The following is a 20,049-nucleotide window of genomic DNA, read 5'->3' as shown; positions in this document are numbered from 1 at the left end:
AAAGAGGATGACATGATGACGAAAACAATTGATGTACAAGTAAATGCACAAAGTATTGCGGCTTTGAAAAAAGGCTATCCCTTAATCTTGAGAGAAGCTGTAATTAATCCTGAAGTCTTGCGTGAAGAAGGAACAATCATTCGTTTGGTTGACAAGTTCCGAAAGTTTATCGCAAAAGGCTACTACGGCAATCAGAACAAAGGCATCGGCTGGGTTTTGACAAGAGACGACAATGAGGAAATCGATTTTCCGTTTTTTGAAGCTAAAATTGCTGCGGCAATCGAAAGACGGGAGTCGTTTTTTGAAGATGAACGAACTACGGCATTCCGTATTTTTAACGGGGAAGGCGACGGAATAGGCGGTCTGACGATTGACTATTTCGACGGCTATCTGATGGTGAGCTGGTATAGCGAAGGGATCTATTCGATGAAACATCATGTGTATGGTGTGTTGGATAAAATCATGGACTATAAGGCAATCTACGAGAAGAAGCGTTTCGACACGAAGGGACAGTACATCGAGCAGGATGACTTCGTAAAGGGAGAACCTGGCGATTTCCCAATCATCATTAAAGAGAACGGCATGAATTTCGCGGTTGACTTGAATGATGGCGCTATGACAAACATCTTCCTTGACCAGCGCGATGTGCGTAAAGCGTTGCGTGTCAAATACTCGGAAGGCAAGCATGTGTTGAACACGTTTTCCTATACAGGCGCTTTTTCAGTGGCAGCTGTTCTCGGCGGGGCGCGCGAGACGACAAGTGTCGATTTGGCGAAACGCAGCTTAGCGAAAACGATTGAGCAGTTCAGTGTCAACGCGATTGACTACGAAGCACAGAATATACAAGTGATGGACGTCTTTGAATACTTCAAGTACGCAAAGCGTCATGGGCTGAAATTCGACGTCGTCGTCCTCGATCCGCCAAGCTTCGCGCGGTCCAAGAAATACACATTCAGTACAGCGAAAGATTATCCGGCTTTGATCATGGATGCAATCTCCATCACGGAGAAAAACGGCATCATCATTGCTTCAACGAACAATGCAAGTTTCAGCATGAAGAAGTTCAAGACATTCATTGCCAAAGGGTTTGAAGATGCAGGATCACGATATAAGATTTTGGAAGAATCTTCATTGCCGAAGGACTTCCGTACAAACCGCGACTTCCCGGAATTCAACTACTTGAAAGTCGTCATATTGCAGAAATTGAAATGAAATTGAAAGCCATCTCCAGTGGAATTATCCGCAGAGATGGCTTTTTTTGCATTTATCGATTGAAAGATTGTATATATCGATCGAATAGAAAAACATATCACCAAATCGGGATTTAAAGACTAGTTACCCACACGCCATCACAACCCATTCAATTCCTCATTCAACTTCTCTGCCTGCTTTTTGAAGTACATATAGAAAGCCGACCAAATTATGGCGTATACCACTATGAATAGACCGAGTATGCCGATGAATCCGCCCACTGTGAAGGGAACCCAGCCCAATACGAAGGCGACGATGAAATAGAGGACGGATACACAGAGGAAATGCAACAATGTGTGAACTGGTAACGTAAGTTGTAAAAAGTAAGGGAGAAACGGTGCGTTCAAGAAAAAATTCAAACTTATTTAAAGTGTTTACATTATTATTTAAAACTGATAAAATAATACAAAATTAAAATTGTTTGTTTATTTGTTTTATTTTTAATTTTTAGGGTATTTTATAATATATTAAAAGAATTGGAGGAATAGAAATTGAAAATTGTAATAATAAAACATTTTCTGGTTATGCTTTTGTTTTTTTTACTAGTTGGTCTTACACAAACCTCATATGTTTCTGCAAGTAAATTCACACTAACCTCTCCTTCCGATGAATTAATAAGTGCCAACGGTGAGGTTCAAGAATTAGGTGGAGGAGTAGGAGTGTTTCTGGCAGGTATTTTAATTGGTTACTTGGTTGATGGTGCTATTCAATATACCACTGGACATAGCGCAGCAGATTGGGTGGCTTATGGATTAGAACATTTAGAAGGTTGGTTTACGGGTAAAAGTTATCCAACCGGATATTATATTACAGTTACAGCGCAAGGAAACTTAAGCATATGTAATGATCAAGGAAATTGTCAGATCGAGTCTTATAGCAATATGAAACAATAATGGGAGGACATTAAAATGAAGGTTTTAAAAATATGCGGTCTACTGTTACTTGGTATACTAGTTGGCTTCATTTTAGCTAATCTATTTGGTAATCCATTTTCCTGATAAATGATAGAATTGATTGAGAGGTCAATCATTTATAGTATTTGATTTGCTAATTCGTCGACATCGCAGAAAGTTCTTTTGTAATATGAATGTAATGAGAATCCTAACTTGCAAAAGGTTGTCAGGAATTCAACTACTTGAAAGTCGTCATATTGCAGAAATTGAAATGAAATTGAAAGCCATCTCCAGTGGAATTATCCGCAGAGATGGCTTTTTTTGCATTTATCGATTGAAAGATTGTATATATCGATCGAATAGAAAAACATATCACCAAATCGGGATTTAAAGACTAGTTACCCACACGCCATCACAACCCATTCAATTCCTCATTCAACTTCTCCGCCTGCTTTTTGAAGTACATATAGAAAGCCGACCAAATTATGGCGTATACCACTATGAATAGACCGAGTATGCCGATGAATCCGCCCACTGTGAAGGGAACCCAGCCCAATACGAAGGCGACGATGAAATAGAGGACGGATACACAGAGGAAATGCAACGCAGTCTGAACAGGCAATGTTAGCCTCTCGTTCTCAAATAGCAACGGCGTCACGGTGAAAAACCAGCCGCAAAAGACTTGTCCGAGTGCATTTTTAACTAGAATAGAGGAATCCAATGTTTCATTTCCGCCGATGTAAATGACTGCGAATAACACCACGAGTGTAAGGAATGACCCGAAAAAGATACCGAGTAAGCTTCTGGTTAGAAATGTTTTCATCCGTTTTTCCTCCTGTTCAATTTCAATGCTTCCTTGATGCCACTGACATAGGTGCGAGAAACGTATTCTTTCGCGCCGGATTTGAAATGAACACAAAGAGTACCGTTGAAAGAGGCCTCGAACCGGCTTAACTCATGTAAATTCGCTATAACTGATTTGGATAGCCGGATGAATTTCGTAGACGACAGCATGTCCTCTAGCTCATATAATTTCTCTTTCAGTGTGAAGGACCCCTCTGAAGTAACGGCGATAACTGCTTCATTTTCCGTATGGAAGTAATGAATGTCATCGGGTTTTAAAATATGTTGCATTTCCCCATCCCGTCCAACAAGAAATTCCGTCTTTTTACCTTTTAGAAAATCCAAAATCTCTTTTATGGACTCATCCACTTCATTGCAGTGGATTGTCACTTTTGTTTCCTCATAATCGCTATCGATGTCCAATGAAACTTTCATACGTCGCATCCCCCCAGAAATGAGTACTTCTCATATCGTACCATTTACTAACTCAATTCCTCATTTTATTTACAAACCGAAGAAGTAGTAGTGAAATGACAACACATCCGAGAATGTAGCCAATTGAAAGGAGCGATTCATTATCCAAAGTGAATTGGCTATTCCACACAGCAATAAATAATTGATTCATATGATAGAGGGGATTGAAATTAGCAATCGTCTGGACAAATTTCGGCATCATGTCAACGGGCATCGCGTATCCACCTGAAATCATTCCTACTTGGAAAATGACTATGGAAAAGACTAACGCTGCATTCATACTTGTGAATAACGAATAGATTGCCGATGAAATGATAAGCAGTGCGGCATTCAGCAGTATAAAGAAACCGAATGATGCAAGGAAGGTAAGTAGTTCAAATGAAAGATCATAGACAATCATTCCAATGAAAAACACTAAGAAATAGCCGAAACTTGTAATGATGATCGATTTAAGTATGTTTGAAAGTAAAAGTATTTTCTTCGGAACCGGTGATAAGCTGATTCGCTTTTCCACGCCAGTTGTCCGGTTCATCACCTGGTCGAATCCGAAGGCGAAAAAGACAACACCGAATGTGATGAGTAATATAAATGAAGGTGTATACGTTTCTGCATAATTAAGGCCGCCAGCATACATGGAATCTCCGAATAGCTCCCCCATGAACAAATAGGTGACAGGGGGAACGATGATCGTGAAAACGAGGTAAAACAATTCCCTTGAAAACATGATTAGATCATACTTTAGCTGATTTACTAACATTTGAACTCCTCCTAATTTAGATCGATACTTTTGAAAGATAAAAGTCGTGAATAGATTTATAGCCTGAATCTAAAATTCTTTTTGTTGTATCAAAAGTTTCGCCTACTCCATTATTCAACAGCATAACTTTATCGCAGTACAATTCAACTTCATCCATATTATGTGTTGTTAAAATAACAGTACCGCCCGTACGGTTATTGTAGTCCGTAATATATGTCCACAGCATGTTTCGCATATGCGGGTCCAGGCCAGTGGTTGGTTCATCTAAAATGAGCAATTTGGGTTCTGATAGAAACGCAATCGCCAAACTCACAATCTGTTTCCAACCACCGGATAATTTATCGAAATACTTTTTTCGGTAAGGCTCCAATTTAAAATCAACAATAATCTTTTCAATATTGATTGGCGACTTGTAATACGCTTTGAACAGATTGAGCAATTCAACAACCTTCAATGTTTTGTAAAACTGTGTAGGCTGCAAAACGACTGAAATCTGTTTGCGTACATCTTCAAGTTGGTGTTGTGATAACGTTCTCAGCTCTTTATCAAACATAAGTACATTTCCTTCGTCATACGGCTTTAGTGTCATTAGAATCTCTAGAAAAGTAGATTTTCCAGCTCCATTTTTACCAATCACACCAATGATTTCCCCAGCTTGAGCGGTAAAGTCAATGCCCCGTAAAACCTTGTTCACTCCATACGCCTTCTTCAATTGATTTACTCGTACAATCGCCATCGTCATTCCTCCGTTGTTGTTCTTTGTATCTCTACTATAGAAAGAAATCGTACATTCGTCTGCTCATTTTCAGTGACTGGCTCATTTGGGTCGGCCAGTGGCAGAAATTCAGACGTAAGATGCATGGCGTAGAAAAGGAGAATGGTGAATCTTTGTAGAATTACATAAATGGGGAGGTGAGTAAATGGTTTCATTACAGCCTGTCAAGCGTAGTAAAGCTAGAATTTATATAGGGAAGAAAGTATATCGGTTCAAACGTTTTGGTGAGTGGATGTTTGACGGGAAGAAATATGCACGCAATCGATCTGAAGAGAAATTCCCATATGTCTTCAAGAAGCATCGGACACCTTTGCTGCGACAATTGAAAGATGTCGATATGCAGCTCCAATACAATAAAATCACGAACTTGTCCATTGCGGCAAAGCAGTTGAATAAAGTGGTCATTCAGCCTGGGGAGACATTTTCATACTGGCGATTGCTTGGTAACACGTCGCGACGAAAAGGGTATGTGGACGGCATGATTCTGCATTATGGAAAAGTGACGGTTGGCGTAGGGGGTGGGCTTTGCCAACTATCCAATCTTCTCTACTGGATCACTTTACATACGCCACTCACCGTAACGGAGCGCTATCGCCACAGTTACGACGTGTTTCCCGATTCGAATCGCAGTCAACCGTTCGGAAGCGGAGCAACTTGCGCCTATAACTACTTGGATTTGCAAATAAAGAACGAAACACAGACGCCTTTCCAGCTAATCATTTATGTAACAGACACGCACCTCAATGGAGAGTGGCGGTCGACAACGCCTACAACCCGTACATATGAAATCTATGAAAAAGAGCATCATTTCACACGAGAATTATGGGGCGGCTATGTACGCCATAATACGATTTATAGGAAAGTGTATGACGCAGAGGGAAATGAAATCGATGATGAATTTATCACCGAAAATCATGCAATCACGATGTATGAGCCATTTCTGACATACGAGGGGGAAACGAATTGATCATTATGATAAACGGCGCATTCGGTGTCGGAAAGACATCTGTTGCAAATGAGTTATTGAGCAAGATGGATGGGGCAATGCTGTTTGATCCGGAAGTGGTGGGGTTCATGCTTCGGCATATCATACCGGAAGATGTGAAGCTTGAAAATGAGCGGACAGGGGATTTCCAAGACTTGAATATGTGGAAACCGTTAACGGTTGAAGTGGCTAGACAACTTCGCGAGACATATGGCAAGGACTTAATTGTACCGATGACGATTTATAATAAGGACTATTTTAATACGATTCATGATGGTTTTTTAGAGATGGATTCTGAAACGTATCATTTTTGTTTAGTTGCGGAAAAAGAAACAATCCACAAGCGGCTTATCGAACGAGGGGAAGAGGAAGGCAATTGGTGCTTCGTGCAGACGGATAAGTGTCTGGAAGGATTTAAGGATTTTGATGTGAATCAATTAATTAAGACTGATGATGTCAGTATAGAAGAGATTGCGGAGTCCATCTGCAAAGAGATTGGACAGGGAGTGAAGTCATAATGTTAGGTTTGGATAAAGACGTAGTAGCGTTAACTGCGTATGATCCGAAATGGAAAGTGCTTTTTGAACAGGAGAAAGTGCTATTGGAATCGTTGATTGGTGAGCATATCGTGGACATTCAGCATATCGGGAGTACAGCGATTGAAGGAATTGCAGCGAAGCCGATGATTGATGTCTTAATCGGCGTGCAGGCATTGGACGATGCGAAGAAATTCGATAAATATCTTTTGAGAGATGCCGATATCTATCAGTTAGGACGCGTGGAAGTTGAAGGGAAAGTCGTCTATGCGAAGTTTTCGGATTTAGAAGCACTGACAAAAACGCATGTCTACCATGTCGTTGAACACAAAGGTGATTGGTGGCAGCAACATACATTGTTCAGGGATTATTTGAATGAGCATCCAGATGTAGCAATAGAATATGAAACGTTGAAGAAGGAACTTGCGGTGAAATATCCAAATAATGAGCGGTATTATGCGGACGCGAAGAAAGCGTTTGTGGATGAAGTCGTGGGGTTGGCGGAGAAAGAATTATCTGCTAAGTAGTATAGATTCATTGCATTAGTAAACTCGATGTCACAAAAGAAATAATTCACCCTTGAGTTTTAGCCGATCGGGTGGATTATTGCCTGACGTGATGCTGATAGCCAAACAGGAATCTATTCTATTGAAGATCCGCAATGATGCGACAACATCGTTGCGATATATTTCACTATATCCTCTATGTACAGGAATTATAACAAAGGCGCGTTATATTAATTGAAAATAGTATTGATTTGCGTACATGAATCTAATGGGGGATATGAAATGTTAATTCGAAATGGTCGATTAGCTATCCGAGAACTCCTAGAAGAGGATAAATTTCCTTTAGCTAAGTGGTTGTCAAATCCTGAAGTTCTTCAGTTTTATGAAGGTAGGGATCGGCCGCTAGACATGGCGAAAGTAGAAGAAGACTTTTTTGGAGAAGCGGACAATGAAACTCGTTGCTTGATAATATATGATGAAGCCCCGATTGGGTACATTCAGTTTTATCCCGTAGGAGATGAAGAAAGAAAGGTGTATGGCTATTCAAATCCTGCTGAAGTTATGTATGGCATGGATCAGTTCATAGGGGAGCCAGCCTATTGGAATAAAGGTATCGGTACACAACTTATTGAGACAATTGTGGAGTATTTATTGACCGAGAAAGGTGCGGACCGCATTGTCATGGACCCTCAAACGTGGAATGAGCGAGCAATCCGCTGCTATGAGAAATGCGGATTTGAAAAGGTGAAGCTGCTACCAAAGCACGAATGGCATGAAGGGGAGTATAGGGATTGTTGGGTGATTGAGTATGTTAGAGGTAAGTGCGTAGAACTCCGGAATCGGGGATCGGCCGTTATCATTGAGTCAGGAAAAGTTGCCGTCATCAAAAGAATACGTGAAGGACAAGAATATTACGTGTTTCCTGGTGGTGGTATTGAAGAAGGTGAAAGCCCGGAACAAGCTACTATCCGGGAAGCATTTGAAGAATTAGGTGTGCATATTGAAATTAAAGAAAGCATCGGAAAGGTCCACTTTAATGGTGTGCAACAATTTTTCTTATCAGAAATCATAGGCGGGACATTTGGAACAGGAAGTGGAGAAGAATATGAAGAAAATCGTAATCAAGGTAGTTACGAGCCGATGTGGTTACCAATTGACAAGCTCGTTTCACATGATGTGCGTCCAATGGAAATTGCCGAGATATTAACGAAACTAGTGGACTAGAAAAAGTATAGGAGGAAAGAGGAATGTTGAGATTGTTGCCGCCACTCGCTGCCAAACGTTTTGTTGATGAAAACTTCCCGCATTGTCAGGCTGCTATTCTCGCAGGGAGTGTCGTCAGAGGCGAAGCTACCACGACCTCTGATCTTGATATCGTTATTTTTGATAATGCTGTAAGATCCTCCAATCGCGAATCACATATTGACTATGGTTGGCCAATTGAAGTATTTGTTCATACTCACACGTCCTATAAAGCATTTTTTAAAATGGATGTAGAAAGAGCTCGGCCTTCCTTACCAAAAATGGTCGCCGAAGGAATTGTTCTCGTTGATACTGGAATCCTTTCGAGTATTAAAAATGAAGCATGTGAGATTTTGAAAAAAGGACCAGAGCCTTGGTCGACAGAAACGTTGCTAACAAAACGCTATATGATAACAGATATGCTAGAGGATTTAATCGGTACGGAAAATAGTGCAGAATCATTATTCATCGCCAATGCACTTGCTGAAGCGATCCATGAGTATGTACTCCGGACAAATTGCCAATGGATTGGCGCATCAAAATGGATTGTTAGAGCACTGAAGCAATACGACGAGGCTTTCGCCAAAAGATTTATCGATACATTTACTACATTTTATAGAACCGGAGATAAATCAGGGATAATACTGATTGTAGATGAGATTTTGAAACCGCATGGAGGAAGGTTATTTGAAGGATATTCCATGGGGAAGGGAGAGGAGTAGTCATGTCGTTCACATTCGTAGATTGGGGCGGACATAAATTGAAGCTCACGTGGATTCAGGATCTGATGCCCGAGCGAGAGCTGATCACAAGTGTCCATGCATTTTGTTTTTATGAAGAAAAGTTGTTAATGGTTAATTTAAATCATAGAGGGTGGGATTTTCCGGGAGGGCATATTGAAGCTGGTGAAACAGTAGAAGCCTGTATCCACCGTGAAGTGTTAGAAGAAGCGTATGTTCAAGGTAATTGTCATTTTCTTGGTGCCATCGAAGTGAATCATGAGGAAAATCCATTATGGACTGAAACAAGTCCTTATCCGAGAGTGGGCTATCAGGTGTTCTTTCGGATGGATATTACAGAATTCTTCCCATTTGACGCGGCATTTGAGTCATCGGAGCGGACGTTAATTCCGCCGGAAGAGGCTAGTAGTTATCACAAAGGCTGGCAGAAGGGATATGAAGAAATCATGGAGGCGGCCATACATTTTAATAGGTTATCTAGTGAATAAGATATGTCATCTATTGCATAAAAAATGTACTTAGCAAGTCAGGATAAGCAGGTTGTGAAGAGATTTGCAGTAACCCCAAAAGATGGAACTCCTATTTGACGCTAGGATAATAAAAAGAAACAGGTGGTCTGAATGCAAACTAGAAAACTGCAACCTCATGAATCACCTCCATACAAACTCCTCCTTCTAGCTGATCCATCTCGTCAACTAGTCGATACATACTTAGCGGATGGTGAATGTTATATTATCGAGGAGAAGAGTGGAATTATTGGGGTCTTTGTACTAGTAGAACTGCACAAAGAAACAATAGAAATCAAAAATATCGCCGTCCGTGAAGACCTCCAATGCCAAGGAATTGGAAAAAAGCTTGTGATCGCAGCGATTCGTATTGCAAAAAAGAATGGCTATGTAACCGCTGAAATCGGCACAGGCAATTCCAGTATCGGGCAGCTTGCGCTCTATCAAAAATGCGGATTTCGCATTACGGGTGTGATCCAAGACTTTTTTGTGGATCAATATGATGAAATTATTATGGAAAATGGCATTCAATGCATGGATATGATTCGGCTTGAATTGAACATACAGAAAGTAGGAATGTAAATGCGAATCCCCCAGAAGCTTAAAAAGGGCGATGAAATACGAATCGTTGCACCGAGTCGAAGTGCGAGTATTTTATCTGGAGAAGGCGTTCAGTTTGCGAAGGAACGGTTAGAAAACTTAGGTTTTACTGTAACCTTTGGCAAAAATGTTTTTGAGTCAGATATTCAAAGCTCAACATCGATCGAGCAAAGAATAGAAGATTTGCATGCTGCATTTGAGGATGCAAACGTGAAAGGTATTCTGACTGTAATCGGTGGGTTTAATTCAAACGAGTTATTGCCTTATATCGATTATGATCTCATAAAAAAGAATCCGAAAGTTTTCTGTGGTTATAGCGATATTACAGCCATCGCTACAGCGATTACTACACAAACGGGAATGGTAACGTATTCCGGCCCTCATTTTTCAAGTTTTCAAATGAAAAAAGGGCAAGCATACCAAACGGAACATTTCATGAAATGTCTGATGCATGATACGCCTTATGTTGTGCAGGCATCTGTTGAATGGAGCGATGATGCTTGGTATTTAGACCAAGAGAATCGTAACTTTGAGAAGTCTGCATGGAAAACTTATACGCCGGGAGTTGCAACAGGTCAGCTATGGGGTGGAAATCTCTGTACGCTCAACTTACTGCAAGGCACGAAATATATGCCTAGAATCGAAAATGCCATACTGTTTGTGGAAGATGATGAAATGACCATTCCTGAAACTTTCGCAAGGGATCTGACGTCACTTCTGCAAAATACACAATCACTTAATGGACTAGTAATCGGTAGGTTCCAGCGTGCATCGAACATTTCGGAGGAACAACTGCTGTTCATTCTAGATAAGCACCCATTGCTGAAAGAAATCCCCGTGTTATACGATGTGGATTTCGGGCATACACAACCACTGTTCACGTTTCCGATTGGTGGGGAAGTACAGTTGGATGCTTCAGAAAGTCAGTTGGAATTGATTAAGTTCTAAGAGACTCTCACCTGAAAAATTATAGAAATTATGTTAAACAGTTTGAACACGAATAAAAACAAAGAAGCTTGCACCTGCGATTTTAAAAAGCGCGACGGTGAGGGCTTTTTTTTGTGCGCAAATAGTAGTTGACAATACATAGATACAACCATATACTAAGTTTAATACTTAGATACAATTAGTAACTAAGGCGAGGGGGAGTATGAAATGGTCGGGGAATTAAAGAGGTACTTGGCAGATTGGTCGATGTTTGAGAAGTTATGGGTAACGGTATTCACGGGGGTCACGGTCTATCTGTATTTTGCATTTCAAGATACGTTTCTTGGTTTGATCAGTTCAATTGCCGGGATGCTATGTGTGGTGCTTGTGGCGAAAGGGAAGGTATCCAACTATCTTTTCGGGATTGTGCAAACGGTCACATATGGCTATATAGCGTACGGATACGGGTTATATGGAGAGTCAATGTTGAACTGGTTGTTTTATTTCCCGATGCAGTTTATTGGAATTTGGATGTGGATGAAACATTACAAGAAAAAAGAAGAATCAGCGCAAGGTGAGAACGTTTATGTGAAGAGGCTGACGCTAAAAGGCTGGGCATTTGTAGGCGGTTCATTTGTTATAGGGGCACTCGTTTATGCGGAGTTATTGACATTGTTGTCTGCACAGCAAGTTCGAATCGACAGTATGGCAGTCGTCCTTTCGGTAATCGCTCAGATTTTAATGGTGCAACGGTATGCTGAACAGTGGGTGATTTGGATATTGGTAAATGTCTTGACAATTACGTTATGGGTCATAACATTATTACAGACAGGCGGCAACGATTGGAATATGGTCATTATGTGGACTGCGTTTCTTGTAAACTCAGTGTATGGATATGTGAATTGGGTAAAGTTATCGAAAGTGCAAAACAAAAATGAATGAAGAAAAATAACCTGAATAAAAGATAATTGAAAAGGGAGTAGATGACGATGGAAAATGCACAAAGGGAGTCAAAGATGACGGTAGGCCATTATGGAGGGAAATTCATTCCATTTCATAAAGGACATTTATATGCAATAACGAAAGCTGCTGCACAGGTCGATAAGTTGTATGTGCTCGTCAGTTATGATGAAGAGCGGGACAGAAAGCTATGTAAAGAAGCAGGCTTGGATTATATTGATTTCAAAAGACGCCAGCAGTGGATTACGACATCCGTAAAAAACATGTCCAATGTTACAGTATTAGCGGTCGAAGAACCCTATTCGCCGGATGCGGAGTACATGTGGATGGAGGGTGGTCGGAAAATGCTCGAAGCGATTCCCGAACAAATCACCCATATTTTTAGTTCGGAAAGTGAGTATGATACATGGTTCAAACGGATTTACGGAGAGGGAGTCATCCATGTCGTCATTGACGAAGCACGTGAAATCTTCCCCATCAGCGCAACGAAGATTCGTAATGAGGGAATCTATGCCAATTGGGACATGATCCCCGAGGCGGCGAAGCCTTATTATACGAAGAAGGTTGCCATTGTTGGTGTTGAATCTTGCGGAAAGTCCACTTTGACGAGGAATCTAGCGCAGCTTTTCGGTACGGAGTATGTGGAGGAATATGGTCGTACAGTGAGTGAAGAAATCGGAGACGGTAGCTCATTGCTGACGGAAGAGCATTATAAGGAGATTGTATTCGGACATAAGCATATGGAGTATCAAAAGTTGAAAAAGGCGAATAAGCTGTTGTTCATCGATAGTGAGGCAGTCGTAACGCAGTATTATGCCAAGATGTATTTTGGATGCGAGCTGCCGTTTATCGAAGGGGCCATTCAGGCACAGGATTATGATTTGTACTTATTTTTAGAACCGGATGTGAAGTGGGTGGCGGACGGTTACCGTACATTCAGTGACCCGGTCGTCCGGGAACAAACGAATGCGCTATTGAAAAAGATGTTTGAAGAACGGGGCATCGAGTTCGTTTCCATTAGCGGTAACTATGAGGAACGGCTAGACCGATCGATTGCACAGATTACAAGCCTAATTACGAAGTAAGAGAAGAAGGGTTCCGAGCAGCCCTTCTTTTTTAGTTGGTTGCAATAGAGCGTGGATAGTATTAGTATGCAACTAAGTGAAACGATTGAAAGGAGCAAAGAGCTATGGAAGAAAAAGATTTACAAAAACTTAGTGAGACGGAGTTTATTGATCAATATAAAAAGACGGAAAAGGACAAGTATGAAAAACCATCAATTGCAACAGATATGGCGATCTTCACCGTTGCGACAAAGAAGGTGACGGATAATCGGAAGAAAGCAGATAAAGAACTGCAAGTGTTGCTCATCCGGCGAGGGGGGCATCCGTATAAGGGAGACTGGGCACTTGCGGGCGGATTCATGGGAATTGACGAGGACGTAGAAACGGCAGTGCAACGTGAGCTGAAAGAGGAGACAGGAGTGGATGGCGTTTATGCAGAGCAGCTTTATACGTGGAGTGCGGTAGACCGTGACCCACGGATGAGAATTGTGAGTGTCAGTTATCTGGCGTTGGTCGACCAAGAGAAGTTGCCACCACTTCAGGCAGGTGACGATGCGGAAGATGTCAGATGGTTTACGGTGAAGGATCGTGTAACGGAGTCCCGGGATGAACGGGTAGATGGGACGGTGACCAGGACGGAAAAAATTGAACTGAAACTGGTTTCCGGAGAAGTGATAGTATCGGGGACAATTGAGAAAATTACCGTTACAGAAGGAGCGAACACGAGAACGGCCGTGACAATTATTGAACGGAACGGGATTGCCTTCGACCATACGGAAATTATCCTGTATTCACTCGAGCGGTTGCGTGGAAAAGTGAACTACACGAATATCGCATTCAATCTGGCGGGTGAAGAGTTTACATTGCCAGATTTGCAACAAATATATGAAGTAATTTTGGATAAGGAGCTGAACAAAGTCCAGTTCCGCCGGCATGTGGAGAATATGGTAGTCGATACGGGAAAAGAAATCAAAACAGGTGCCTACAGACCGTCAAAGCTATATAGATACAATGCGGCGTGGGTGTATGAACAGTGGAAATAGGTCAGTACTACGAATCGAAGGATCTTTTTAATGGTACTGAAAAAGTTCACAAATACGTCGGATGACAAACGGCAATTTTCCTATTACTCTGAGAGTAATAGATTGTGAAGTTTCCGTGAGGAGGTTATCGACGTGAAGCGTGTATTGTTGCCAGTACTACTAGTTGTTGCAGCTGCCGTTATGAGTGGTTGTGTCTATGAATATACAGAACAGGACGGCTACCGTATGGCCGTTATCAATGAAGGATTCCCGGTTCCGAAAAATGCGTATGAAGTGAAGGCAGAGGATTGTACCACAGTCATTGCGAAGTCGGCTAAATACAAATTGAAAGGCATAGGGGATGAAGAAGGTACCCCGCCTGAAGATTATTTAGAAGAGATCCAAAGATGGGGATGGACGGAACTTGAAGACAAACGCGTAGGGAATGTCCATTACTTTGAAAAAAAGGGCAAGATCATGTCACTTATTATCGGCCCGAATATTTTTGACGTGTTTGAGATGAGCGATGAGCTAGAGCTATGAGGTCAACGTATTTTGTAAATTTGAAGAGCACCTGCACAACATTGAATGTGGAATTCAGTGTTTTGTGGGTGCTTTTTTATTCGACTCATGCGGTGAAGAATATCCCAAATGCCCTTAATTTTTGTTCACCTTCAAATTATCAACATACTGCTTACCTTCCAACAATGAAAGCCCCAATGTTTTTCGTGCTATTTTTTCTGCTTTAATCTTTTCACCCATGACAATTAATTGTCGTAATTCATCATTTATCTGGTTTTCTGGAACATCGTTATGTTTAGACAACTGGTCTAGGGTATATTTAATCCCTTTAACATGACGATTAATTTTCAAAACAGTAACGAGTATACATAGAACAGCAATTAAAAACAGCAAATTTATCAAGTTAATTTCCATTTCAGGTCTCCTTTATGACTATAAAAATTTTCAATTTGCGTAATGTAGAATCTTGCTTTTCATTTATTCAAATAATGATACCTGCGGATCTTTTCCTGAACAATGAACAAGCATGGCGTGTAACTGTCCTCTGTGGTGATAGAGGTGAGAAGAGATTTCTAGTAGCCACTCAAATCGTGTATAGGATACTCCCCAGTAAGATGTTGTCGTTTGCAGTAGCTCTTCCTCGGAGTAATTGAGATAGCGTTTTTTCAAAATCGAAAAATTGGACAGTAAAGCTTCTTTCATTTCTTCGGTAGTACTAATGGAGATAGAGGAATAAAAGGTTTTCATCTCCTCCTCGGAAGTTTCATCTGAAATTAGTAAATCTGCCTTGCAAATCAATGACATATGGGCAAGTAACTGACGAACCGAAAATTTGTTTTCTGTAGGCTGGATCGCTAAATCAGTAGGTTCCAGTTTTTCCAGTAGTTCAGTTACTGATTGTATTAACACTTCTATCTGATTAAATGCTGCATGCATATATGAATTCATGATTTGTTATAACGCTCCTTTATGATAGGCATGAAGCACCCTTACATTTTCGAGAGTCAACACGCCGCTCCATTCCTGCTTTGCAGCTTCCCATTCTTCTTCAAATTGTCCCCATGCCCATGTCGGTTTCCAACTGCCATCTTCAGCTTGAGTGTCTAGCAGATGCTGGAGGTTTGCAGGGATGATATCTTTGAAATCTGCATATAAAAATGAATCTGGTGATGATGCGACTTGGAGGGGAAGCAGACAATAACCATGCCATTTTTCCGGATCTGTCGTCACACTGTTCCGAGCAATTTCGCGTACTTTATCGGAAACTTTCCCTTTGTCCTCAGCAGGTAATTCCTTCATTAATTTGACCAAGCATTGCAATTCATGATGGTCATTCGTTTCAAGTTGGTGAATATATGTAACTGCGTGAGCTGTCAATTTACTAAGGAAATCAGTAGGCACTAGCCCTTTATAATGATGAAGCAATCCAGTCATTTCTGCGCTTGGATTTCCCCAAGGCCAATCCCCTCCATAATTCCACCAGATGGCGCGTGGTGCTGATTCCACTTCCTTCGGGACAATCTCCCAGCCCATTTTGTCATTATCAAATGTATGTAATGCGTACTGAATCGCTTTTTGTACCATTGGATCCGATTCATCTGCACCAACACGAATCAGATGCTGTAATCCAATAGTCGTTGCGAGTGCTGAAGAGGCTTCGCAACGGAAATCTGCTTCCAATCCATTTCCAAATCCACCGTCTTCATTTTGATATACCTTTAGCTCATGTAGTACTTGATCGCGACTGCCATCCTCGAATTCAAATTTATAAAGTGCCGCTTCCAACGGTCGCGACTTTGATGTGAGAAATGTGATTGCTTTTTTGAATTGTTCTGTAAATGTATTATCCACTGTCTTCACTACCTTCCTGAAATTGATTGCTAACGTATAATTCGCTATTGTCAGAAGTGAATCCTTTATTTACAAAAATAAAGGCATCCATTGTATCTGTTGGATGCCTTCATGCTAGATGTTTATTAAAATTCATGCTCTGCAAGAACGGTCGCAATTGCATCTTCAATCGGTGTAACGGGTCCAGTGACGTAGTTATTGATCAATACAGAGAAGACCAATTCCGTCCCGTCTTTCGCTGTTACATAACCTGAGAGGGTGGAGACGCCTGTGATGGAGCCGGTTTTCGCTTTGACGTTTCCGATTGTTAGGCCTTGATCCATTCGGTTACGGAGCGTACCACCGACCATCCGATCAGGTTCACCTGCAATTGGCAGCGATGCTTCAAAAGTGGGGAACCAACTTTTGTCTTGTACGTTATACAACAGCTTCGTGAATTCATCGGCTGACACGAGATTTTTGTGCGACATGCCCGAACCGTCGCGAAGGACAACCGTATCTGTGTTTACGCCGAATTCCTTCAGTTTCGTCTTCATCACTTCAAGACCGGCATCCCAACTACCTTCGCCTTTTTCAACTTTTCCTATCTCTTTTACAAGTGTCTCTGCATGCCCATTATTGCTAAGCTTCATGAATGGAATGAAAAGATCTCTAAGTGGCATAGATTTTTTTGTTGTTAGAACTGTTGCGTTTTTGGGTGTGATGCCTGTTTTTGCAGCATGATTACCGACGAACTGGATGCCTTGTGCTTCCAATGCCTTTTTAAAGACATCGAGAACGAGCTCTGTTGGTTCCCAGACTGCAGCCCATGAACGAGAACTTGTTGCTTCAAGAGGCATTTTCCCTTCTATGACAATTCGATTCGTTCCGTGCTCGCGTTCAATCGAAATGCTTTTTGTTGAACCTTTTGAAACAGTTGTAGCGCGGTTGACAATTTCGACGTAGTCGGTCGAAGGTGTGACAGACACTTTCGGAAGATCTCCTGCCTTGTTGCCTGCGTTCACTTCAACAATAACTGTCCCAGCGTCGTAGTCATCGTTTGGCGAAAGTGTCAGGGCGGATACTTGGGCACCGACATAATTATGTTCATCTGACCAATTCAAGTCTTGGGAGTACCGGACATTGTCATACCAACTGTCATCCGCTATTAAATGACCGTTGATTTTTTGAATGCCTTTCTCTTTTAACGTATGGGCGAACTGATCCAAATCTTCTTTAACTAAAGTCGGATCGCCTTTTCCTTTTATGAATAAATTACCATGAAGCATTTTCCCTTTGACTTGCCCATCCGTCAGAACTTCAGTGGAAAACTGATAGTCTGGCCCTAATACATCCATTGCAGTCGTCCCGGTCAGCAATTTCATATTAGAAGCGGGACGTAATCGGATATCGCCGAAATGCGAATAAATCGATTCCCCCGTTGCCGCTTTTCTCACACTAACGCCTGTAATGCCTCCTTGTAACTTTGGATCGTTTAAAATGGCTTGTAGTTTTTTCTCTAATGATGTCGATTCAATGGACGTTACGGGAGGTGTGTTTCCGGCCGCGGCTATAACTGGTGTGATTGTACTTTCGTGTGCCACAGGAAATAATGCAATCAAAGCAATCGATGTTGCTAAGAAAGCTCTTTTGAGTACATGTTGCTGCTTCATAAAATAGCGCACACCCTTTCATCATTTAGATTGATTGTACTTCATCACATTACGTTTAAGTAGACGTAAATGCAGAAAATTCTTAATTGAAACGTTTTGACTATTGAAGTATATAGATATTCCTTAGTAGTTTATGCAATGGAATGCTCGAAAATGTAAAACAATAGTTTGAGGAACTTGTAGAATAATGTAGAATATTCATTAATTGATAAAGAATTTTACGGTAGGGAAGTGGTAGCGGCATGAGATACAACTTGTTTCCAGTTGGTGACCAAGCTGTACTAATTGAGGTGGGAACGGAAATCAGTCCTGCTGCTGAGAAAATAGTGAATAGGATTATTGCGCGATTAGAAGAGTTGAAGCCGGCGTGGCTGATTGAGTACATTCCTGCTTATACGACCGTTACCGTTGTCTATTCCGTTAAAGGGTTTAATGAAAAGAATCCATATGACTTTGTTTGTACGTGCATTCGGGAATTGCTCGAGAACATGAATGAGGTTTCCGTTCGTGAGCAAAGAGTCGTAAAAATTCCTGTGTTGTATGGAGATGATCATGGTTCTGACATCGATTTCGTCGCTGCACATAATGGATTGACGCGTGAAGAAGTCATTTGCATCCATACTTCCGGCGAGTATACCGTACATATGATAGGCTTCGCACCAGGCTTTCCGTTCATTGGTGGAATGTCCGAGAAGATTGCAGCGCCTAGAAGAGAAACGCCTCGGCTACAAATTCCTTCTCGAACAGTTGGAATTGCAGGCTTGCAGACAGGGGTCTATCCGATTGAATCACCGGGAGGCTGGCAACTCATTGGCAGGACGCCGCTTGAATTGTTCCTACCGAATACAGATCCGCCAAGTTTATTGACCGCAGGGGATCGAATCCGATTTTACGAAATCACGCTTGAGCAATACAAAGAGATGAGAGGTGGGGTGGAGTGATTACAGTCATGAAGCCTGGCCTTCAAGATACGATTCAAGATGCAGGCAGAACAGGTTATCAGAAATTCGGTGTCGTTGTAGGTGGCGCCATGGATCCGTTCTCTCACCGGGTAGCAAATTTTCTAGTTGGCAATGAAGGGCAGGAAGCCACAGTCGAAATGTCGCTCGTTGGGCCTCGTCTATTATTCGAGCAAGACGCTGTCATTTCGATATGTGGCGGGAATTTACAACCGAAAATTGCAGGCGTTCCTGTCCCGGCGTGGAAACCGGTTTTCATTCGCAAAGGAAGTGAACTTGCATTCGGAGCAGCTGTTGCAGGAAGTAGAGCGTATTTAGCGATAGCAGGAGGAATTGATGTGCCTGTCGTTATGAATAGCCGATCTACGTATGTGAAAGCAAAGATTGGCGGTTTGGAAGGAAGGGCATTACGAAAAGGAGATGTCCTGCCGATTGCTAATTCAACAGGCATCCCTGCTAGTATCAAACAACGGCTAAAAACGCAGGAGGCTTCATTTCGTGCGCCAGACTGGCAAATTGCAACCACGTTATTGCCAAATCTATCGAATCGATATGTCATCCGTGTCATGCGGGGAAGACAATATGATTTGTTTGACGAACAGAGCCAAAATGATTTTTGGAATAAATCATTCACCGTCAGCTCCTTATCGGACAGAATGGGCTATCGCATCAATGGACCTTCATTAACGTTAAAGAAACAAACTGAAATGATTTCAGAAGCAGTTACATATGGTTCCATTCAAGTGCCGGCAGATGGGAATCCAATAATTCTCGCTGCAGATCGGCAGACGACAGGCGGATATCCGAAAATCGGACAAATCTCTTCTATTAACTTTACGAAGCTGGCGCAAGCAAAAGCCGGCGACCAACTGACGTTCAATGAAGTAACAATTACGGAGTCGCAAAAACTGATGGCCATACAAGAAAAGAATTTGAAGGAACTGCGAGCGGCGATTTTAACTAAATTCAGATAGGACTGAGCGC

General features: G+C 41.7%; 25 protein-coding genes and 1 pseudogene. 17 read left to right on the top strand and 9 right to left on the bottom strand.

The window, feature by feature from the left end:
* Positions 1–15: 15 nt before the first annotated feature.
* A complete protein-coding gene (locus tag QWT69_RS15345) occupies positions 16–1,212 on the top strand; it encodes a class I SAM-dependent rRNA methyltransferase (RefSeq protein ID WP_317971133.1) in 1,197 nt (398 codons plus the stop codon).
* Between the two features lie 137 nt (positions 1,213–1,349).
* Here the strand turns inward: QWT69_RS15345 and QWT69_RS15340 are convergent, their stop codons facing one another.
* Positions 1,350–1,598 carry a DUF3021 domain-containing protein gene (locus QWT69_RS15340; RefSeq protein WP_317967105.1) on the bottom strand — a complete coding sequence of 83 codons (249 nt, stop codon included), beginning with the start codon at positions 1,596–1,598 and terminating at the stop codon, positions 1,350–1,352.
* Between the two features lie 144 nt (positions 1,599–1,742).
* Here QWT69_RS15340 and QWT69_RS15335 point away from each other — a divergent pair, with 144 nt between their 5' ends.
* Entirely contained in the window at positions 1,743–2,144 is a 402-nt protein-coding gene (locus tag QWT69_RS15335; RefSeq protein WP_317967103.1) for a hypothetical protein, read from the top strand.
* Between the two features lie 412 nt (positions 2,145–2,556).
* Here QWT69_RS15335 and QWT69_RS15330 read toward each other — a convergent pair whose 3' ends face one another.
* The 4 genes from QWT69_RS15330 to QWT69_RS15315 are packed head-to-tail and all read right to left on the bottom strand — an operon-like array spanning position 2,557 to position 4,954.
* The gene (locus QWT69_RS15330; RefSeq protein ID WP_317967101.1) at positions 2,557–2,967 is read right to left on the bottom strand and encodes a DUF3021 domain-containing protein; all 411 of its coding nucleotides are present in this window, start codon (positions 2,965–2,967) and stop codon (positions 2,557–2,559) included.
* Positions 2,964–3,422: a LytTR family DNA-binding domain-containing protein gene (locus tag QWT69_RS15325; protein ID WP_317967099.1), complete on the bottom strand. Its 459-nt coding sequence runs from the start codon at positions 3,420–3,422 to the stop codon at positions 2,964–2,966. The genes QWT69_RS15330 and QWT69_RS15325 overlap by 4 nt, the downstream gene beginning before the upstream one ends.
* A 52-nt stretch (positions 3,423–3,474) precedes the next feature.
* Positions 3,475–4,218 (bottom strand): ABC transporter permease, encoded by a 744-nt coding sequence (locus QWT69_RS15320; RefSeq protein WP_317967097.1) that lies wholly within the window; start codon positions 4,216–4,218, stop codon positions 3,475–3,477.
* A 16-nt stretch (positions 4,219–4,234) separates the two neighbouring features.
* Positions 4,235–4,954 (bottom strand): ABC transporter ATP-binding protein, encoded by a 720-nt coding sequence (locus QWT69_RS15315; protein ID WP_317967095.1) that lies wholly within the window; start codon positions 4,952–4,954, stop codon positions 4,235–4,237.
* A gap of 184 nt (positions 4,955–5,138) precedes the next feature.
* On the opposite strand from QWT69_RS15315, the gene QWT69_RS15310 reads away from it, so the two are divergent.
* The 13 genes and pseudogenes from QWT69_RS15310 to QWT69_RS15250 all read left to right on the top strand — a co-directional run bounded on the left by QWT69_RS15310 (position 5,139) and on the right by QWT69_RS15250 (position 14,624).
* On the top strand, positions 5,139–5,960 hold the full coding sequence (locus QWT69_RS15310; RefSeq protein WP_317967093.1) for a VanW family protein: 822 nt from the start codon (positions 5,139–5,141) through the stop codon (positions 5,958–5,960).
* A gap of 5 nt (positions 5,961–5,965) precedes the next feature.
* A complete protein-coding gene (locus QWT69_RS15305) occupies positions 5,966–6,496 on the top strand; it encodes an AAA family ATPase (RefSeq protein WP_317971131.1) in 531 nt (176 codons plus the stop codon).
* Positions 6,496–7,041 (top strand): GrpB family protein, encoded by a 546-nt coding sequence (locus tag QWT69_RS15300; RefSeq protein ID WP_317967091.1) that lies wholly within the window; start codon positions 6,496–6,498, stop codon positions 7,039–7,041. The genes QWT69_RS15305 and QWT69_RS15300 overlap by 1 nt, the downstream gene beginning before the upstream one ends.
* Positions 7,042–7,302: 261 nt before the next feature.
* Positions 7,303–7,830, top strand: a pseudogene (locus QWT69_RS17350) (GNAT family N-acetyltransferase); the annotation flags it as partial.
* On the top strand, positions 7,822–8,244 hold the full coding sequence (locus QWT69_RS17345; protein ID WP_317971129.1) for an NUDIX hydrolase: 423 nt from the start codon (positions 7,822–7,824) through the stop codon (positions 8,242–8,244). The pseudogene QWT69_RS17350 and the gene QWT69_RS17345, both read left to right, overlap by 9 nt.
* Positions 8,245–8,267: 23 nt before the next feature.
* Positions 8,268–8,984 (top strand): nucleotidyltransferase domain-containing protein, encoded by a 717-nt coding sequence (locus QWT69_RS15285; RefSeq protein ID WP_317967089.1) that lies wholly within the window; start codon positions 8,268–8,270, stop codon positions 8,982–8,984.
* A gap of 2 nt (positions 8,985–8,986) precedes the next feature.
* Positions 8,987–9,490 carry an NUDIX hydrolase gene (locus QWT69_RS15280; protein ID WP_317967087.1) on the top strand — a complete coding sequence of 168 codons (504 nt, stop codon included), beginning with the start codon at positions 8,987–8,989 and terminating at the stop codon, positions 9,488–9,490.
* A gap of 132 nt (positions 9,491–9,622) precedes the next feature.
* On the top strand, positions 9,623–10,090 hold the full coding sequence (locus QWT69_RS15275; RefSeq protein WP_317967085.1) for a GNAT family N-acetyltransferase: 468 nt from the start codon (positions 9,623–9,625) through the stop codon (positions 10,088–10,090).
* On the top strand, positions 10,091–11,056 hold the full coding sequence (locus QWT69_RS15270) for a S66 family peptidase (RefSeq protein WP_317967083.1): 966 nt from the start codon (positions 10,091–10,093) through the stop codon (positions 11,054–11,056). It begins immediately after the preceding gene.
* A 207-nt stretch (positions 11,057–11,263) separates the two neighbouring features.
* Positions 11,264–11,977 carry a nicotinamide riboside transporter PnuC gene (gene pnuC, locus QWT69_RS15265; RefSeq protein WP_317967081.1) on the top strand — a complete coding sequence of 238 codons (714 nt, stop codon included), beginning with the start codon at positions 11,264–11,266 and terminating at the stop codon, positions 11,975–11,977.
* A gap of 47 nt (positions 11,978–12,024) precedes the next feature.
* Positions 12,025–13,080: a multifunctional transcriptional regulator/nicotinamide-nucleotide adenylyltransferase/ribosylnicotinamide kinase NadR gene (gene nadR, locus QWT69_RS15260; RefSeq protein WP_317967079.1), complete on the top strand. Its 1,056-nt coding sequence runs from the start codon at positions 12,025–12,027 to the stop codon at positions 13,078–13,080.
* A 104-nt stretch (positions 13,081–13,184) separates the two neighbouring features.
* Entirely contained in the window at positions 13,185–14,102 is a 918-nt protein-coding gene (locus QWT69_RS15255) for an NUDIX hydrolase (protein ID WP_317967077.1), read from the top strand.
* A gap of 132 nt (positions 14,103–14,234) precedes the next feature.
* The gene (locus QWT69_RS15250; protein WP_317967075.1) at positions 14,235–14,624 is read left to right on the top strand and encodes a hypothetical protein; all 390 of its coding nucleotides are present in this window, start codon (positions 14,235–14,237) and stop codon (positions 14,622–14,624) included.
* A 114-nt stretch (positions 14,625–14,738) separates the two neighbouring features.
* On the opposite strand, the gene QWT69_RS15245 is transcribed toward QWT69_RS15250, so the two are convergent.
* The 4 genes from QWT69_RS15245 to dacB all read right to left on the bottom strand — a co-directional run bounded on the left by QWT69_RS15245 (position 14,739) and on the right by dacB (position 18,106).
* Entirely contained in the window at positions 14,739–15,017 is a 279-nt protein-coding gene (locus QWT69_RS15245; protein ID WP_317967073.1) for a hypothetical protein, read from the bottom strand.
* Between the two features lie 63 nt (positions 15,018–15,080).
* Positions 15,081–15,551 carry a DinB family protein gene (locus QWT69_RS15240; protein ID WP_317967071.1) on the bottom strand — a complete coding sequence of 157 codons (471 nt, stop codon included), beginning with the start codon at positions 15,549–15,551 and terminating at the stop codon, positions 15,081–15,083.
* 6 nt (positions 15,552–15,557) lie between these two features.
* Positions 15,558–16,454, bottom strand: a complete 897-nt coding sequence (locus QWT69_RS15235; RefSeq protein ID WP_317967069.1) for a hypothetical protein — start codon at positions 16,452–16,454, stop codon at positions 15,558–15,560.
* A gap of 125 nt (positions 16,455–16,579) precedes the next feature.
* Positions 16,580–18,106 carry a D-alanyl-D-alanine carboxypeptidase/D-alanyl-D-alanine endopeptidase gene (gene dacB, locus QWT69_RS15230; RefSeq protein WP_317967067.1) on the bottom strand — a complete coding sequence of 509 codons (1,527 nt, stop codon included), beginning with the start codon at positions 18,104–18,106 and terminating at the stop codon, positions 16,580–16,582.
* A 242-nt stretch (positions 18,107–18,348) separates the two neighbouring features.
* On the opposite strand from dacB, the gene pxpB reads away from it, so the two are divergent.
* Positions 18,349–19,047 carry a 5-oxoprolinase subunit PxpB gene (gene pxpB / locus QWT69_RS15225; protein WP_317967065.1) on the top strand — a complete coding sequence of 233 codons (699 nt, stop codon included), beginning with the start codon at positions 18,349–18,351 and terminating at the stop codon, positions 19,045–19,047.
* Positions 19,044–20,039: a 5-oxoprolinase subunit C family protein gene (locus QWT69_RS15220; protein WP_317967063.1), complete on the top strand. Its 996-nt coding sequence runs from the start codon at positions 19,044–19,046 to the stop codon at positions 20,037–20,039. Before pxpB ends, QWT69_RS15220 begins: the two co-directional genes overlap by 4 nt.
* Positions 20,040–20,049: the final 10 nt, after the last annotated feature.

The sequence above is a fragment of the Sporosarcina oncorhynchi genome, from assembly GCF_033304615.1.
Taxonomy (GTDB): domain Bacteria; phylum Bacillota; class Bacilli; order Bacillales_A; family Planococcaceae; genus Sporosarcina; species Sporosarcina oncorhynchi.
Note: the sequence above shows the minus strand (reverse complement) of the source record. Positions and strands in the feature narration are given on the sequence as shown.